This window comes from Leifsonia sp. McL0627 (genome assembly GCF_058244615.1).
On sequence record NZ_JBZCGM010000002.1, the window covers coordinates 566,758 to 582,866 of the forward strand.

The following is a 16,109-nucleotide window of genomic DNA, read 5'->3' on the forward strand; positions in this document are numbered from 1 at the left end:
GCCGGCCTACTTTCCCGGCCAGGTGAGCGTGTCACCGCTGTAGAGGTCGGCGACGAGCTTCGTGTCCATCATGTCCGTGAGCGGCGGGATGCTGCTGACGTTGCCGTACTTCTTGACCAGCTCGTGCTCGGCCTGCCACTCGGCGGCGGTCTGCACGCCGGGGGCTCCGACGGTGCTGTTCTTCACCCAGCCGGACTCGACGCCCCAGGTGCGCGCCTGCTGGTCCTTCGGGAAAGCGGAGCCCTGGTTGTTCTTGGCTGCCAGCTCGCTGATCAGGTCGACGCACTTGTCGCTGTTCTCGAGACAGTAGTTGAGGGCCTTGAGGTCGGCGCGCATGAAGTCGGAGACGACGGCGCGGTTCTTTTTGAGGAAGGTCGAGTTGGCCTCCATCACGTTGTATGTGCCCTTGATGTCGTAGTCGGCGGGCACGAACTGGTTGAACGGCAGCCCCAGCGACTTCAGCTTCTCCGGCTGGTTGGAGGCGTACCCGACGATGGCGTCGACCTGTCCGCGGGTGACGACGGTGGGGTCGTAGTTGGTCATCTTGACCAGTTCGACCTTGGACACGTCGACCCCGGCCTTATCGAGCATGGCGGAGGCGATCGGCGTCATGTTGATGAAGTAGCCGAGCTTCTTGCCCTCCAGATCCTTGAGACTCTTGACCTTCTCGTTGGCGAAGATCGAGAACGGCGAGGTGTCGCCGTAGGTGGCGACGGCGGTGAGGTTGTGGCTGTTCGCTGCGGCGAGCATCACGTCGGAGGCCGAGCCGAGCGCTGTGAACTGCGCCTGCCCGGAGGCGACGAGCTGCTGCCCATTGGCACCGGATGCGTTGATCTCGACATCGAGGCAGAGGGCGTCGAAGTAGCCGAGCTCTTTCGCGAGGAACACATCCATCTGGCCGGCGCTGGCGGAGTATCCGTAGCCGGAGATGTAGGTGATGGTGCCTGCGGCCTTGTTGCGGTCGCAGGTCGCCTTGTCGACGACGACGCCCTTGCCGCCGCCGGTGGGCTCCGTGGCGGCGCCAGAGGTCTGCGCACAGGCGCTGAGGGTGAGGAGGGCGGCGAGCAGCCCGGCGATGCCGGCGGCGCGGCGGCGCACGCTCCTGTCAAGAAGAATAGTCACGGGGATCCAGGTTCCTTCCTTGGCCGAGTCCGTCATTGGACTAGCTAGGCGAACGTAACATATTCAAACTTGACTGTACAAGCTTGATTTATAACGAATGCGTCGCTGCGCACAAACCAGTGGTCCCGAATTGCCGTGGGGCGTGTGCGCGCGCGGCAATTCGGGACCACTCGTTTGGTTGGGGGACTCCGCTAGGCGGGGACGTGCGCGGCTTGCGTGGCACGCTTGGCTCGCGCGTCATAGCCGGCACGGCTCGCCTCGATGGTCGGGTAGTGCTCGATGGCCCAGGTGGCCAGAGCGAGGGCTGACGCGATGAGAGTGGACCCCATCCCGGTCAGCTCGTATTCGACGCGGGGCGGGACCTCGGCGTAAACCGTGCGCGAGATGAGGCCATCCCGTTCCAACTGGCGGAGGGTGAGCGTCAGCATCCGCTGGGAGACGCCCGGGATGTGGCGCTGCAACTCGGTGAAGCGCATCCGGCCGTCTTTGAGCGTGCCGATCACCAGCAGAGACCACTTGTCGCCGATCCGATCGAGGACGTCCCTGACTGCTTTTCCTCCGTCGTGGCCGCCGCCGCAGGAGTCTTCGTATTCGCTCACCCCGCCGCCTCCTGTTCGTCACGCACACGGGTGTGCCTTTTGCACGCGATCGCCCGATGACTGATCATGTGGTTACTTACTCATCGTAACCATTGCCATCCCGAAAGAGAGACACCACTGTGATCGTCGCGTACTGGATCGTCGCCGGACTGCTCGCCCTCGTCTACCTGGCCGCCGGGATCATCAAGGTGGCGCGGCCGAAGGCGCAGCTGCAGGCCGCCGGCATGGCCTACGTCGAGGACTTCGGATCGCCATCGGTGAAACTCATCGGCCTGGTCGAGATCCTGGGCGCTCTGGGCCTCATCCTGCCCGCGCTGACCGGCATCGCCCCGTGGCTGACCGTCGTCTCCGCCGTCGGGCTGGTGCTCGTGCAGGTCGGCGGGATCGTCGTGCACGTGCGCCGCGGGGAGTCGAGCAAGCTCGGGATCAACGTCGGGCTGCTGGTCCTCGCCGGCGTGGCGGTGTGGCTGGCGGCTGCGGCGATCGTCTGAGCCGAAGAAGGCGGTGGGTTGCCGGCCGTTGTCGCCAGACGCAACCCACCGATATCAAAGACTCTATCCGGCCTCGGCCATGACGGGAGAACCGCGAACGGGCCACGGCGTTTCGCGGCAGCGCGCGTCGGGTAGCGTTGCCGCATGGCGAACCCGACCGCACCGTCGACAGGACAGGTGGTCCGCCTTCTCGACGGATGGGGTGAGCCTGCGGCACCCGCCGAGCTCCCCCTCCGTGGCCGGATGCGCCCCGCGACCGTCACGACATTGCTAGTGCTGCTGCTCGTCGCCTCCATCGTCGGGGCGGCAGGGATCGTCCTGCTTTGGACCCAGCAGACGCCAGGCTGGTGGTTCTCGCTGCTGTTCACGGTGATGGTCGCCGGGCTCCTCCTCGCGCTCTGGTTCGCCTACGCCGGCGCCATCGCCGACGGCCGCCTGCGCGCCATCGCTCGTCAGCGCTGGGCCGATTCCGCCGGGCGCATCCAACTCGGGATGGGCACCGTCGGGCACCGCACGGTTTCGACCCTCGAAGACGGCCGCGTCGACACGTTCACCCTCACCGTGCGCACCGCGGACGGCGAGACGGTCAGCGGCGAGTGGCACCGCCCGACCGCGAGGTCGGCCGGACTGTTGCAGCCGCAGCTGCCCGGCGTCGGCTCGGAGGTACGGGTCTGGCGCGTCGCGGGTGCACCTGCGGACTGGCCGCTGCTGATCGAGGCGGTGGATCCGTCGGTCACCCGAACCGAGTTGCGCCGTGATGACCATGTTGTCGGTGGACTCCGACTGTGTGGGCACCTGGAGGCAGGTGAGGAGCACGAGCCGACCGGGCGCGTTGGCCCAGATGTCCGCCGTGGCGTGGACGTCGGGTTTGTAGACCTTCTGCGATCCGGTGACGCGGTAGTGGAGCCCGCCGACGTAGACGTCGGCGCCGGGCGTGAGGGCGGACGGCGCCTGCGGCCACGTCGATGAGGTAGTTGCCCGGGCAGACCGCTCCGCCTCGGCAGGAGTGCATGACGACGAACACCGTCCCGCTGTGAGCGGGTGGACAGGGTGGCCCCGAAGTTCCGGACGAGGTAGGCAGACGAGAACCCCGGCGGGTCGATGACCCCATCGACCTCGTTCAACGCTCCGACCGGCACGGTCAGCCCGGTCGAGGGGACGCGGAGTTTCAGGCCGTTCGCGGAGGACACCGCATCAGTTCGTTCCTGCACCGACTTGGACGGCTGCGGGAGCAGAACGGGGGTGCCGCGCATGTCTTTGGGGTAGCTCTGCTGGGTGACGTAGGTGGACACCGTCCAGGCTCCAGCGACGACCGCGACGGCGGCGAGGAGCCCCGCGATTGAGATCCGGATGGCTCGGGAGGCGCGGCGACGGTCACGCATCGGACACCCCCACCCGCCCGGCAACCGGGATCCGACGGGCGCGCGCATGGGCGCGCTTGCGACGCGGAGTGACCGGTCGGCCCGACCACCAGACGTATGCGGAGGCGGCGAGGATCGTCCCTCCGATTTCGAGGGCCCACCAGGGGAAGCCCGGCCCGGCGGGCGCCTTGTCGGCCCCGGCGACCGCAGACGCGGGCGTGGGCAGGATGCGTTCGGCGGTGACCAGGATGCGCTGGCTGTTGATGCCGATCGGCGTGCAGGTGACGAGGGTGACGAGGTCTTTGCCAGGCACGGGATTCAGGGTCTTGGTCTGGTCGGGGTCGACGACTTTGATGTCGAAGACCTTGTAGGTGAGGGCTTCCCCGAACACATAGATGGTGAACGTGTCACCGTCGACGACTTTGTCGAGATTCGTGAACAGGGTGGCAGAGGCCAGGCCGCGGTGACCGGCCAGGACGGCGTGGGTGCCTGCCCCTCCGATCGGCAGCGAGGTGCCCTCCAGGTGGCCGACGCCCTCGGTGAGGGTGGCATCGCTGGTGCCGTGCAGGATGGGCAGGTCGACGTTGATCGAGGGGATCACGATGCGCCCCATCAGCCCGTACGGGTTGGCTGCCAGCAGCTGGTTGTAGTCGAACCCGGAGGGGAGCGTCGCACCGGTGTCGACCGGGATGCGCTCGTTCGCCTTGACCTCGGCACCGCTCTCCAGGAGGGAGTTGTATGCCTGCGCCTGTTTCAGCGCCTGGGCGCGACTGGCCGGTCCGATGACTTTGACGTCGTTGCCGTATTGGGCGACCTGCTGCGCTTCCTGAACAGCACTGAACCAGGATGCGGTCGCCGGGTACAGCGCGACGCCGATACCGAGCAGACACACCACGGCGACCACCATCGACAACGCAGACAGCCGCCACCGCCGGCGCGGTGCGGCCGGGCCGGTCGGGTTGGTCGTGCTTCGGCGGGTGGTCATGCTGGCTGCTCCAGGGGAAGAAGAGGATCAGGGTGGTGGGAGCCGGTGCGTGCGCTCCCACCACCCTGAATCCGGGTGGTGATCGTTAGACCTCGGCCGGCTGGTCCAGCACGGCGAGGCCGGCCTCGGCACGGCGGCGGCGAACCAGCAGGAGCGCGACGGCGATGGCAGCGGCCGCCAGGGTGATCCCGCCACCGATGAAGATCGCGGTCCCGGTGGAACCCGTCAACGGGAGCGCGATCGGGGAGACCTGCGGGTCGGTGACCGTGACGGTCGCGTTCGCTGCAGTGCCCGGGGCGACGGTCTCGGCGTAGCCGCCGGTCGACTGCTGGAACGCGGTCGCGATCGTGTACCCGGCCGGGGCCTTGGTCTCAACGATGTAGTAGGTCAGGTTGGCGCCGGTTCCGTTGTTCTGCGCCTTCAGACCGTTGATCGCGACGTTGCCCGAAGCGTCAGAGGTGAACGTGGTGGCGCCACTGACCGAGACAGGGCTGGTCAGGCTCTGGGCATTCGCCAGCGAGGTGAACACCTGGAACTGCGCACCCGCGAGAGCGGTCCCATTCGGGTCGACCTTGTGCAGCGTCACGTTGCCCCACGTGTCGTTCGCCGTGTTCGTCGGCGTCGTGGTCGACTTCCCGTCTTGCGTGTTGATGAGCTGGCTCGCCGTGTTGGGGATCGTGCCGTTGCCGTCCGAGTTCACCACGGTCGGGATACCCACCGTGATGACAGCGGACGGGTTCGCGTTCAGCAAGGTCAGCCCTGCAGCGGTGAAGACCACCGACACCGTCTGACCCGAGACGGTGACCGTGTAGTCAGCCGCCGGAATCGTCAGGGTGGAGCCCGTCGAGGTTTTCGCCGTCACCGTCACCGCAGATCCAGCCGGCGCAGTGAGGCGCGCATCCAGAGCATCCGTGATCGTATACCCGGTGATCGGGTTGCCCGCCGCCTGGTTCGGCACGGTGGAAGCGATCGACCAGGTGATCGTCGACCCGACACCATTCGCGCCCGAGTCGTTGACCGTCTTCACCGGCGCGTTCTGCACCGTGTTCTTCGGGTAGACGTACACGTTGGTCAGCCAGTTGTTGCTCTGCGGCAGCGGCAGGGTCACCAGGAACGGTGCGCCGAGCTGAACACCCGCGGGGCCGCTGATCTCCGTCACCTCATACACACTCGGCGTGGACGTCGAGTATGTGGTGACACCCGTCGCGCTCGTCGCCGGCAACGCAGTGGCCGTGCCCGTCGTGTATGTCGTGGCTCCGTTGACGACCGCGCCGCTGCTGTTCACGGTCAGCCCGGCCGCCGTGGTCCAACCGGCGGGAGTGGTCAGGTCGACGCCGTTCACCGGCGCGATGTTGAACACCACCCCCGCGATCGGAGTGGCACCGGCCGGAGGGGTCTGCTGGCTTCCGTTGTCACCGGTCGCGGTGCCGCCGGTCGTCGGGTTCTGCAGTTTCGTGATCGTCAGGTTGTACGGGCCGGCCGGGACGTTTCCGCCAGTGGTGTCCGCGTTCGCGGGACCGGCGAAGGCCGCCACTCCCAGCAGGGCGAGTGCGCCGACGCCGACGACGGCAGCCAGCCGCCTCAAGCGGGGCGAGCGAGAGTTGGTGTTCATTGTGATGTTTCCTGTCTTGGTGCTTTTCGGGTGATGAAGTGGGGATGTTGGGGGATGAGGGGGTGTCTGGGCGAAGTCACGGACCTCCGCCCCGGTGCGCGGTCGACGTCATTGCTGCCGCCGAATCCGGATTCGCCGACGCAGTTGCCAGCCCAGAAGGACCGCTGCGGCCGCCAGGAGCGAGAGCGCCCAGTAGGTGATCACGTCTGTACCCAACCCGCCGGTCAGCGGCAGCACGATCGGCGCCGCCTGCTGGTTCACGACATCCGCCAGGACGGTGGTCTGAGTCGTGGCCGAGACGGTGACGGAGATCGGGGTGGCGTTCAACACGTACCCGACGGGCGCTTTCGTCTCCACCAGCTGGTAGGTGCCCGGGGTCAGGCCCTTCATCACGAACAGCCCCCCGGCCGGGTTGGTGTCCGCGCCTGTGCACGGCGAGCTCACGCAGTCCGTGACCGGCACAGCAACGCCGGTGGGCTGACCGGCCACGTTGACCGGAGTCAGCGTCCACGCGGCGCCGGAGAGCACGTTCTTCGCCGCGGTCGCGTCGATCTTCCGCCACTGCAGGCTCGCGCCGATCGGGTTGACCACCGACTTGTCGATGAACGCGTTCTTCAGCTGCCCGAACGCGCCGGCGTTCACGGTGACCGTGTATGAAATCGTCACGGTCGTGTTCGCCGCTACCGGTCCCGTCCAGGTGAGGTGCTTGGTGGCGGGGTCGTAGCTCGCCACGCCTGTCCCGGCCGGGGTGATCACGATCGACCCGGTGTTGAAGGTGGCGTTGTTCACGACGTTCGTCAGGTCGTCGAAGGCGGAGAACGACGGGTTCGCCACCGATCCGGCGTTGATCGAGACGGTGTACCGCAGCGTGTCACCCGGGTTCACCGTCGTTCCGGCACCCTTGTCGACGACCTTGTTCCACGACATGATCGGCTTCGCCGTGTTCGTCACGACGCAGGCGATGTTCGCGCCGACCACCGGGGTGATGGCGGGCGGGTTCGTCGGGTCGTACGCCGCGCCGTTCGGCAGGCCGGTCTGCAGCCCGAAGCTGTCGGTGCAGGTGATCGTCGCCGTGTAGTTCGCCAGCGACGTCGACCCCGAGGCCGCTTCGGTGAGCGTGTACGGGGTGCCGGTCGTGGCCACGACTGTGCCGGTCGTGCCGGAGCCCGCCGTCACCGTCGATCCGCTGCCCGACGTCGTCGAATTGGCGATGCTGTTGACCGTCGTCCCGGATGCGCCGCCCGTCTTGAGCGCCACGGTGAACTGATCACCGGTCGCTTCGCGGGGTGCCCCCAGCGCCTTGGTCAGGCTGATGCGCGGTGCGCGGACCACGAGGACGGCATTCGCCGGAGGGTTCAGGTTGGAGACGATGTTGCCAGGGCCGTTCGTGTACGAGCCCTCGACCGCCGCCGTGACGGAGAACGTGAGGGTGCACGATGTCTGACCGGCGGCGAGATCGCCCCCGGCGGCAGAGAAGACGCCCGTCCCCGCCACCGCCGTACGCACGAACGCCGCACCGGTCACCTGGGCGCACGTGCCGCCGACCGCGGGAGTGGGCGCGACGACGACACCGGCGGGCAGAGTGTCCGTGATGGACCAGTCGTTCTTCGCATCCAGCTCGGCGGTGTTCGTCACCGTGAGGGTGACCTGCGAGGTCTGGCCGGGCGCGATCAGCGCCGGGCTGAACGCCTTATCGATCTGCGGCGTCACATCCACGAGGCGCACGTTGTCGAACGCGCCGTCGTTGCCGTACGTCGCGCCGTTCGTGTTGTACATCTCCAGGCCCATGCTGGTTCCAGTTGCCTGGAACGCCTGGTTGGTCGTCATCGAGTCGATGTTCACCGTCTTGGTGACGGTCCCGAACACACCGCCGACAGCACTGGTGACGCTCTGCGTGTACGCCGTCACGTTCGGATCGGTCGTGGCCTGGCAGCCATCGAGCGGCTTGCCGATGTTCGTCACGGCCTGGGTGACGGGGTCGACCGTCGCGAACTGGTATCCGGGGTCGTACGCCGGGCCGTTCGAGCAGTTCATGTACGCGGTGTTGACGCCGAAGACGTAATAGTGGCCGGGAATGGTCGCCAGCGGCTGGACCGTCTTGAACATGACGGAACCCGTCGAGACGGCGGAGCCGGTCGGCAGGGTGTCGCACGTGCCGCCGCCAGTGGAACTCGACGGGCACTCGGTGTACGAACTCACGACATGGTCGGTGGTGGGGGAGCCCGGCGTGAACTGCTGCCCCATGGCGAGCGCGAGCATCCGGAGGAACTGATAGCTCTCGACCCCGGAGAAATCGGCGCACCGGCCGTTCGTGCCGGAGTCCGCCGCCGAACTGCCCGACTGCGCCCAGGCAGGCGTGGTGGCGTTCGCGTAGTCGAGGATGACGCCGTTGCAGCGGGCCCCGTTGATCCACTTCGGGGAGCCGGTGTACGTCTCGCCCGCCGGAGTCGTGCCCGAATAGGTGGAGTAGTTGACGGCGGCGGCAGCGGGGTTGTTCTCGAAGTCCTCGTTGGACACCGTCGTTCCGGGCTGCGCGACGCCCGGAGTGCCGGGCACGGTGGCTTCGGCGGTCGTGACCGGTGCCAGGAGGGTGAGCGACGACAGGACGACGGCGGCGGCGGTGACGAACGCGACGAATCCGCCGACACGGCGAGCGCCGACGGCGGCGCGGCCGGGCGCGCGGTGGCGCGCGCCGGGTCGCCGGGACGTGGCTGTTCGGGCCATGGGTATCGGGCCTCTCATGGGTTCGGGTTGAGAAGGGTGAACCGCACGCGGATTCGATTCGGGAACGACAGAGAACGGGTAAGCCTCATGTCGCGGATGCGCACGTTTCGCCCAAGAGACCGGCAAGACCCCGGATCGTGACGCTCTGTGCCCGAAGAATCGTCCGAATACAACGAATACTCAGTTTTGGGGGAGGTCCTCACAGAATGGGGTGAGCGTCCGATGCCCTCTGACGGGTCGGTTGCCCACCTGCGTATGGAGCGTTCACAGCTCCGAGCCGGCCGTGAGAATTCGGCGGGAATGGCCGGCGGGAGGACCCGAATTCCTCCCGCCCGCCCTGTACCCGACATCGGGCTGGGGCCGCCCCTGCCGGAGCCCGAACTCGACGACTCGAGCGTATTTCGGGTGAATGCGCCACATCGCCGGTGCGGAGAAAACGGCGCGATTTAGCCCTGCGTTTAACGCGCGGGCACCGAGACGTTCGGCTCAGAAGGCGAAGTCCTCCTGGTGGATGCGCCCCCGCGGAACACCCGCAGCGGCGAGGGTGGTCCTCACGGCTGTAGAGAAGCGCGGCGACGCGCAGATGTAGACGTCTCGATCGGGCAAGCCGGGCGCCGCGGCTGTGAGAGATTCCGGCGTGATCGCGGTCGCCGGATTCGACGAACGACCGACCACATAGACGACATGCGCTCCGCGGTGGACGGCCAGTGCGTCGAGTTCGTCACGAAACAGGATCTCGTCATCCGACGACGCCCGGTAGAGGAGGGTCAGGCCGGCCTCGTGCACGGGAAGCGTCTCGAAGAGCGAGCGCATCGGCGTGATGCCGACTCCGCCGGCGACGAGAAGAACGCCGCGCCCGCTCGTGCGGCGCGCGGTCATGGCCCCGTACGGTCCCTCGGCCAGCACACGGGTTCCTGGTTGGAGGGATTGGATGGCCGCTGTCGTCGTGCCAACGGATTTGACGGTCAGCCGGAGAAAGCGGTCGCTCGCCGGCGCCGAGAGGGAGAACGGGTTCGCCGTCCGCCAGGTGGTCGAGGTGAGGAATCTCCAGCGGAAGAACTGTCCGGGTTCCGCCTCGAGCTCGTCCAGATGGCGACCACGGATGATGATGCTCGTCACACCGGGCGCTTCTCGCACCACGGAATCGACCCGAAGTCGGTGCCTCAACGCCTGGAGCAGCGGGTGCAACACCCGATAGCGGAGCAGCAGCCCGAAGCTGATCGTGTAGAGCAGGCTCCAGAAGACCTGGACGGCAGGGAGCCCCGCCAGGTCGGGGCCGGCCAGCTCGTGAGCGAATGACAGGCCGATCGCCACATACGTGCAGAGATGGATGAGATGCCAGGTTTCGTAGGAGAGGCGCTGCCGTGCCGCGCGGGCGGAGACCGCCCCGATGACCATAAACAACACCGTGCCTGCCGTGGCAGCGATCAACCAGGGGAACTGCAACACCTGCCAGGTTGCGTCGAGCGCGTTTTCGCTCTGCAGCTCGGCCCACGCCACGATCGCGCACACCGCGTGCACGAGGATGAGCACCAGGATCAGGCGGCCGCCGCGGCCGTGCCAGCGAGCGAGACGATCGGCACCGACCCCGTATTCGAGCGCTGGAACGCGCGCCATCAAGGCGACCATGACGGCGACGCCGTAGCCGGCGAGCAGACCGCTCAGATGGGCGATGAACGGGACATCGAACACGAGGGGGCTCGGTGCGCTCACCAGGGCGAGCGCGGCCGTCACCAGCGCTCCGAACGCAATCGCAGCGAGAGCGGGGCCCCGAGCGACGATGCGACGGTTCCCGACGCGCTCACGTGGGGCCGCGCCACTGACGCTCACCGCCTTCCTCCGTCACCGGCGACCACCGCGGATCCGCCTGATGGACCGTCAATGTGCCGACCAGGAGCACCCCGACCGCCTGGGGTGTCGCGAGAACCTGTCAGAGCCTGGTCGCGGGGCCGCCCGGTCGTGGGCTCCGAACCGGTGGCTGGGACGGTTGACGTCGCCGACCGTGCCGTTGCGGTCACGGGTGAAAGGACTGGGCCGCTGATTCCCACGAGCAGTGCGACCGCCGCCGCCGTTCCGAGCATCGAGAATGTGGCACTCCTGTGCAGGATGCGCCAGCTTCTCCAGCTGCCTGCACCCAGGGGCACCCCCGCCGTTCTTCGACCTGGTGCACGATCCTGCTCTGTCGTTCTCATGTCTGAACCTCCTGAACCTCACGGTTCCAGGCGATTCTTCGCAGAAGATTACGCGGCCGGAGAATGGCCCCCGAATCCGCTATGGGTTACATGAGTGTGCAGTGCGCGATTGAGCGTGGGCGGCTCGATGACGACCAGGTCGGCTCCTGGCGCTGCGGGCGCTGGCGGTCAGGGCGCGGCGGGCATGGCGCGGCCGAACCGCGCCAGCCAGTCGGCATACGTGTGGTCGCGGCCGAGCGGGCACTCGCATCCGATCAGGACGACGTTGCCCGTGGAGGGTGCGATGATCCGCTCGACGTGCGGGACGACGGGATCGATGGGGGAAGACTCGGTGAGCATGGGCTGGTCCCGTCGGTTGAGGGGTGGAGCCACCCCTGAAGAATGAAGAGGGCGCCGTACTGCGCCCGTCCATCTCAGAGACGCGCAGACGGCGTACTTGTGACGGCCCCGCCTCGATTCCACCGCCCGGGGGCTGTCAGTCCACCGCAGGGCGGCGCCCCCTGGAGCGGCCGGGCCGCAGCGGCTCCTCTGTTCCGCAGAACGGCCCGCCGTCGTTGTAGAGCGCCTCGCGTCGCTCCACCTCGGTGAGCACGGCCGCCGCGACGAAACTCGACCAGGTCGGGTTGTCTTCTGCCGCCCCCGTGCGACGGTATGCCTCTCTCGCGCGGATCCGGAGCGCGCGCTCCATGTAGAAGGACACGCTCTCGATACCACTCGTCGTATGGGACATGATCGTCTTCCCCTTCGATCGCCGACATGTGGAAGACTCGCAATTACGTGGAATATGACGCCGAAAGCGAGTCATGAATCACGCCGCGCCGACTCTCCTCACCGAACGCAGAGAGAAGGTGCCGAGTGCAGCTCGACCAGGTGGAGACCGAGACCATGGCGACCGTGGCAGACGTGTCCGGCCAGTTCTACGCCGAGTGCGTGATCTGTCCGTGGGTGGGCGACGATCACGACGCCCACGTCTTCGCGCTGATCGACGCGGCCGCGCACAACCTCCGGCGACACGAAGACTTAACGACTACGGCAGTGGATCCGCTGCTGACACCCGACGAAGGACGGGGCGCCGGCCCGCACACGGATCGACGCCCCGAAGAAGGACCGTCGCCCGATGCACCGGTCCTTCCTGACCACCCGAATGGTCAGGAGCAAACTCCCCCAAGCGAGCTCACAGAGAGAGACCGGTCAGGTCGCGATTCGTGACGAAACGTTTTCTGAAGCTGTTCGCAGCCTCAGTACCGGCGGCGCAGATACGCGCTCGCGGCGGGAGACCACATCGTGATCCCGGCCGCGACGGTGAGCGCGAGGACCAGGATCCCGAGCAGGTCGCCGGTGAAAAGCGATGACAGCGACGTGAGTACGGTCAGGCCGCCGAAGATCGTGAGGATGATCCTCGCCCAGTTGACGCCCTTCACCAGGAAGAACGCGATCACGATCCTGAGCCCTGCCCCGATGATGGCGCCGACCACGGACCCGGCCAGCACCGCGGTCGCCGACGACCCGGTCGCCCCGGCCTGCACGGCGAAGATCACGCCGACGATCCCGGCCAGGAACGTCACGGCGGCGCTCGCGATCCAGAGCCAGAACGAGGTGCGGAGGATGCTGGGTGCTGCGGCGATCGGGCGGAGATCGGACACGAGGTGGCCTTCCTGGTCGAGAGGGGGGTCAGCGTTCACCCTATCGACTCGGGCTGCACGACAGCACGGGTCTTGACGCAGTGCGCATCCGGTGTTCGGATCGGACAGGACCACGACGGAGGGCGACGATGAGCGAGACGGACGACAGCGCACACGGTTTCACCATCATCAGAACGCTGGACAGCACGCCGGAGCGCGTCTACCGCGCCTGGACGGATCCGGACAGGCTCGGCTGGTTCTTCAGCGGGAACGGCCAGGTCGACGAGCCGATCGAGGTCGATGCGAGAGTCGGTGGCGCCTGGCGTCAGCGCATGAACGTCGACGAGACCACGAGCTACCTGACCGGCGGGGTCTACCGGGAGCTCGTGCCCAGCGAGCGGATCGTGTTTGACTGGGGAGCGGTCGATGGATGGCCGGAACTGCCACCGGATGCGGCGCACCGCGACCAGGTCGACGTGCCGCGCGTGACGGTCGAGTTCACCTCCACCGGCGATGGACGCACCGAGTTGCGGCTCCACCAGGAACTGCCGCAGCACCTCACCGACGAGCAGGCGGCGTACTGGAACGGCATCGACTGCCGGAGCGGCTGGTCGCAGACGATCGACAGGCTCCCGACCGCGCTCTGAGTCGCACCGGGTGCGCATCCGCGCAGCCGAACCCTCCTCGATCCCGGCGACACGCGGGGCGAGCGCGTGTCGCCGGGCGAACGAGTCGAATCACGTGCATTTGCGGTCTACCGTCGAAGAGTGCAGGTCGACTCCCTCCCGTCTCCGCTCCGCAACCTGGCGTCGCGGCTGTGGTTGCTGCGCGTCGCCTCCGCCCGGTCAGGGACGATCCGGCCGAAGGACGCGCCGCAGGCCTACGCGGCGGGACGCGACAGCATCCGGATGCTCATCGTCGGTTCGGGACCGGCCGCCGGCTGGGGCGTCGGCAGCCACGACCTCGCACTGCCCGGCGCGCTCGCACGCGCCGTCGCCGCGACCACCGGCCGCGGCGTCGTGGTCGACGTGCTCCCCGACACCGACGTCGGCGTGCGCACGGTGGGCGCGATGCTCGACCGCGCCGACCTGACCCGCTACTCCGCGATCGTCGTCAGCGTGACCATGACCGACGCCCTGCACAGGGTCGCCGGCGAACGGTGGGAGCGCAGGATGCGCGCGGTGCTCGACCGCATTCGGTCGCAGGCGCAGCCGGACACGACCGTCGTCTGGCTGGGCTCGCAGCCGATCCGGTCGGTGCGCCCGTACGACAACGAATACGGCGACATCGTGCAGCGCAGCGCGACGGACCTCAACGCGCGCGCCGCCGCCGTGTGTGCGAGCACCGACCTGACCGTCTTCATCCCGCTGGGCGCCCCGCCGCACAACGTGAACGCCAGTCACCGCACGCCGGCGGATTACCTCTTCTGGGCGCGGCAGATCGCTGACGAGATCGGGCCAGGCCTCGCCGAGGTCGTCACCGCCGTCCGGCCGGCGCCCGCCGTCGACCGGGTGGAGGCGATCAACCGCCTCCGGCTGTACGAGCGGGGCCCGGATGCGCGACTCGACGGCCTGATCGGCACCGCCCGCCGCACGCTGCAGTCGGACATCGCGCTGTTCTCGGTGCTCGACGACGAGAAGCAGTGGCATCTCTCGTCGAGCGGGACGCAGCTGACGGAGTTCCCGCTGGAGGAGTCGGTGTGCATCTACACGATCGCCACCGACGACGGCATGGTCGTGCCGAACGCGGAACAGGATCCACGGTTCTCGGAGAACGCGATGGTGACGGGACCTGCGCACCTGCGCTTCTACGCGGGATACCCCGTGGAGGCGCCAGACGGCACGCGCATCGGCGCGATCTGCGTCTTCGGGCGGACGGCGCGTGACCCTGCGGAGTCGGAGACGGATCTCGACGTACTCCGCGAACTGGCACTGCTCGCCCAGCGCGAGCTGTGGCGCTGGCAGCCGGGCGAGCAGTAGACGACGGGCAGGAAGGCCGGAGCCGACCTGCCCGCGAACGTCTTAGAGGGCGCGGATGTTCTCGGCCTGCGGACCCTTGGGGCCCTGGGTGGTCTCGAATTCGACCTTCTGGTTCTCTTCGAGGTTGCGGTGTCCGGCGTCGCCGCCGACGATCGCGCTGTGGTGCGCGAACACATCCTTCGTGCCGTCATCGGGGGCGATGAAGCCGAATCCCTTTTCGGAGTTGAACCATTTGACGGTGCCGGTGGCCATATCGTCATTCCTTTATTCGTGTTGCGGGCCACGCGATGCGACCCGTCGACCGCGCCAGTGACGCGGACGGTGATGCGCGGACCCGTCGAGGGTGCACGCGAGATTGTGGGCCCCTGGATGCGGTCGTGCGGCTGGTGCGGCGCGGACGCTGGCGGGGCGGAGGTGGTGCGGAGATCATCCGTTCGGCAGCGGATCGCTGCGAAGAAACGGCCAGAAGATCGCCGGCCACTGCATATGAGCCTAGCGGTCGTTCTTGAGAGCCGCCAGGATGCGGTCGAGAGAACCCCCGAGACCCCACTTCTCCGACAGGGCGGAGAGCTGCTCGGCGTCCGGCGACGGGAGGCGCGCATCCACGGTGGAAAGGTCGAGATCGCGCACGACCTCGACGACGCGCGGCGCGACCTCCAGGTAGGCGGCGGCCGCCTCGAACCTGGCGCGCATGGGAGCTTTCATGGTGCTCGCCGGGTCGGCGGCGGCGGCCAGGATGCCGTCGAGGTCGCCGTACTCGGTGAGCAGCGCGGTCGCGGTCTTCTCGCCGATCCCGGCCACACCGGGCAGCCCGTCCGAGCTGTCGCCGCGCATCACGGCGAAGTCGGCGTACTGCTGCGGCCGCACGCCGTACTTGCCGACGACGACCTCCTCGGTCAGCGTCTCCAGGTTGCTCATGCCACGCGCCGTGTAGATGACCCGCACATCTGCGGCGTCGTCGACGAGCTGGAACAGGTCGCGGTCGCCGGTGACCACGTCCACGGGGTGCTTCTGCCCGGTCGCGAGCGTGCCGATCACGTCGTCCGCCTCGTGCTGCGCCGCCCCGACGATCGGGATGCCGATGGCACCGAGCACCTTCCGGATGATCGGAACCTGCAGCACCAGCGCCTCCGGTGTCTCCTCGACGTCGACGCCGCCCGGCACCTCCCGCGCCACCCGGTGCGCCTTGTAGCTCGGGATGAGGTCGACGCGCCAGCGGGGACGCCAGTCGTCGTCCCAGCACGCCACCAGCTCGTCCGGCCCGAAGTCGGTGACCAGCTTGGCGATGATGTCGAGGAACCCGCGCACCGCGTTCACGGGCGTGCCGTCCGGCGCGCGCACCGTATCCGGCACCCCGTAGAACCCGCGGAAATAGAGGGAGGCACTGTCCAGAAGCATCGTTCGCCCGGTCACGCCCCGATC

The 16,109-nt window shown here is 67.9% G+C and carries 16 protein-coding genes; 5 read left to right on the plus strand and 11 right to left on the minus strand.

What is annotated here, in order from left to right; all coding sequences use genetic code 11:
• Positions 1-6: 6 nt before the first annotated feature.
• Together AC37TH_RS03145 and AC37TH_RS03150 are read right to left on the minus strand one after the other, a co-directional pair.
• Positions 7-1,122, minus strand: a complete 1,116-nt coding sequence (locus AC37TH_RS03145) for an ABC transporter substrate-binding protein (protein WP_490762901.1) — start codon at positions 1,120-1,122, stop codon at positions 7-9.
• Positions 1,123-1,313: 191 nt separating this feature from the next.
• On the minus strand, positions 1,314-1,721 hold the full coding sequence (locus AC37TH_RS03150) for a winged helix-turn-helix transcriptional regulator (protein WP_490762902.1): 408 nt from the start codon (positions 1,719-1,721) through the stop codon (positions 1,314-1,316).
• Positions 1,722-1,840: 119 nt separating this feature from the next.
• Here AC37TH_RS03150 and AC37TH_RS03155 point away from each other — a divergent pair, with 119 nt between their 5' ends.
• The gene (locus AC37TH_RS03155; RefSeq protein ID WP_490762903.1) at positions 1,841-2,212 is read left to right on the plus strand and encodes a DoxX family protein; all 372 of its coding nucleotides are present in this window, start codon (positions 1,841-1,843) and stop codon (positions 2,210-2,212) included.
• Between the two features lie 144 nt (positions 2,213-2,356).
• Positions 2,357-3,181, plus strand: a complete 825-nt coding sequence (locus AC37TH_RS03160) for a hypothetical protein (RefSeq protein ID WP_490762904.1) — start codon at positions 2,357-2,359, stop codon at positions 3,179-3,181.
• 405 nt (positions 3,182-3,586) lie between these two features.
• Here the strand turns inward: AC37TH_RS03160 and AC37TH_RS03165 are convergent, their stop codons facing one another.
• From AC37TH_RS03165 to AC37TH_RS03190, 6 genes are all read right to left on the minus strand, one after another.
• A complete protein-coding gene (locus AC37TH_RS03165) occupies positions 3,587-4,558 on the minus strand; it encodes a class C sortase (protein WP_490762905.1) in 972 nt (323 codons plus the stop codon).
• 85 nt (positions 4,559-4,643) lie between these two features.
• Complete coding sequence (locus AC37TH_RS03170; RefSeq protein WP_490762906.1) at positions 4,644-6,170, minus strand: SpaH/EbpB family LPXTG-anchored major pilin; 1,527 nt, start codon at positions 6,168-6,170, stop codon at positions 4,644-4,646.
• 108 nt (positions 6,171-6,278) lie between these two features.
• Entirely contained in the window at positions 6,279-8,894 is a 2,616-nt protein-coding gene (locus AC37TH_RS03175) for a DUF7933 domain-containing protein (RefSeq protein ID WP_490762907.1), read from the minus strand.
• A 486-nt stretch (positions 8,895-9,380) separates the two neighbouring features.
• On the minus strand, positions 9,381-10,628 hold the full coding sequence (locus AC37TH_RS03180; protein WP_490762908.1) for a ferredoxin reductase family protein: 1,248 nt from the start codon (positions 10,626-10,628) through the stop codon (positions 9,381-9,383).
• Between the two features lie 626 nt (positions 10,629-11,254).
• Positions 11,255-11,425, minus strand: coding sequence for a hypothetical protein (locus AC37TH_RS03185; RefSeq protein WP_490762909.1), 171 nt, complete (start codon positions 11,423-11,425; stop codon positions 11,255-11,257).
• Between the two features lie 136 nt (positions 11,426-11,561).
• Positions 11,562-11,816: a ParB family protein gene (locus AC37TH_RS03190; RefSeq protein ID WP_490762910.1), complete on the minus strand. Its 255-nt coding sequence runs from the start codon at positions 11,814-11,816 to the stop codon at positions 11,562-11,564.
• A gap of 125 nt (positions 11,817-11,941) precedes the next feature.
• On the opposite strand from AC37TH_RS03190, the gene AC37TH_RS03195 reads away from it, so the two are divergent.
• Positions 11,942-12,295 (plus strand): hypothetical protein, encoded by a 354-nt coding sequence (locus tag AC37TH_RS03195; protein WP_490762911.1) that lies wholly within the window; start codon positions 11,942-11,944, stop codon positions 12,293-12,295.
• Positions 12,296-12,324: 29 nt separating this feature from the next.
• Here the strand turns inward: AC37TH_RS03195 and AC37TH_RS03200 are convergent, their stop codons facing one another.
• Positions 12,325-12,729 carry a hypothetical protein gene (locus AC37TH_RS03200; protein ID WP_490762912.1) on the minus strand — a complete coding sequence of 135 codons (405 nt, stop codon included), beginning with the start codon at positions 12,727-12,729 and terminating at the stop codon, positions 12,325-12,327.
• Positions 12,730-12,857: 128 nt separating this feature from the next.
• On the opposite strand from AC37TH_RS03200, the gene AC37TH_RS03205 reads away from it, so the two are divergent.
• Together AC37TH_RS03205 and AC37TH_RS03210 are read left to right on the plus strand one after the other, a co-directional pair.
• Positions 12,858-13,355, plus strand: a complete 498-nt coding sequence (locus AC37TH_RS03205) for an SRPBCC family protein (protein ID WP_490762913.1) — start codon at positions 12,858-12,860, stop codon at positions 13,353-13,355.
• 120 nt (positions 13,356-13,475) lie between these two features.
• Positions 13,476-14,687, plus strand: a complete 1,212-nt coding sequence (locus AC37TH_RS03210) for a hypothetical protein (RefSeq protein WP_490762914.1) — start codon at positions 13,476-13,478, stop codon at positions 14,685-14,687.
• 42 nt (positions 14,688-14,729) lie between these two features.
• On the opposite strand, the gene AC37TH_RS03215 is transcribed toward AC37TH_RS03210, so the two are convergent.
• Both AC37TH_RS03215 and AC37TH_RS03220 read right to left on the minus strand, forming a co-directional pair.
• The gene (locus tag AC37TH_RS03215) at positions 14,730-14,939 is read right to left on the minus strand and encodes a cold-shock protein (RefSeq protein WP_490762915.1); all 210 of its coding nucleotides are present in this window, start codon (positions 14,937-14,939) and stop codon (positions 14,730-14,732) included.
• Positions 14,940-15,179: 240 nt separating this feature from the next.
• Positions 15,180-16,100 (minus strand): 5'-3' exonuclease, encoded by a 921-nt coding sequence (locus AC37TH_RS03220; RefSeq protein WP_490762916.1) that lies wholly within the window; start codon positions 16,098-16,100, stop codon positions 15,180-15,182.
• Positions 16,101-16,109 lie beyond the last annotated feature (9 nt).

What these genes read in the sequence shown, in the direction of transcription:
- AC37TH_RS03160 (WP_490762904.1), top strand. Translation starts at nt 2,357, where the DNA reads ATGGCGAACCCGACCGCACCGTCGACAGGACAGGTGGTCCGCCTTCTC.
- AC37TH_RS03165 (WP_490762905.1), bottom strand. Translation starts at nt 4,558, where the DNA reads ATGACCACCCGCCGAAGCACGACCAACCCGACCGGCCCGGCCGCACCG.
- AC37TH_RS03170 (WP_490762906.1), bottom strand. Translation starts at nt 6,170, where the DNA reads ATGAACACCAACTCTCGCTCGCCCCGCTTGAGGCGGCTGGCTGCCGTC.
- AC37TH_RS03175 (WP_490762907.1), bottom strand. Translation starts at nt 8,894, where the DNA reads ATGGCCCGAACAGCCACGTCCCGGCGACCCGGCGCGCGCCACCGCGCG.
- AC37TH_RS03185 (WP_490762909.1), bottom strand. Translation starts at nt 11,425, where the DNA reads ATGCTCACCGAGTCTTCCCCCATCGATCCCGTCGTCCCGCACGTCGAG.
- AC37TH_RS03190 (WP_490762910.1), bottom strand. Translation starts at nt 11,816, where the DNA reads ATGTCCCATACGACGAGTGGTATCGAGAGCGTGTCCTTCTACATGGAG.
- AC37TH_RS03205 (WP_490762913.1), top strand. Translation starts at nt 12,858, where the DNA reads ATGAGCGAGACGGACGACAGCGCACACGGTTTCACCATCATCAGAACG.
- AC37TH_RS03215 (WP_490762915.1), bottom strand. Translation starts at nt 14,939, where the DNA reads ATGGCCACCGGCACCGTCAAATGGTTCAACTCCGAAAAGGGATTCGGC.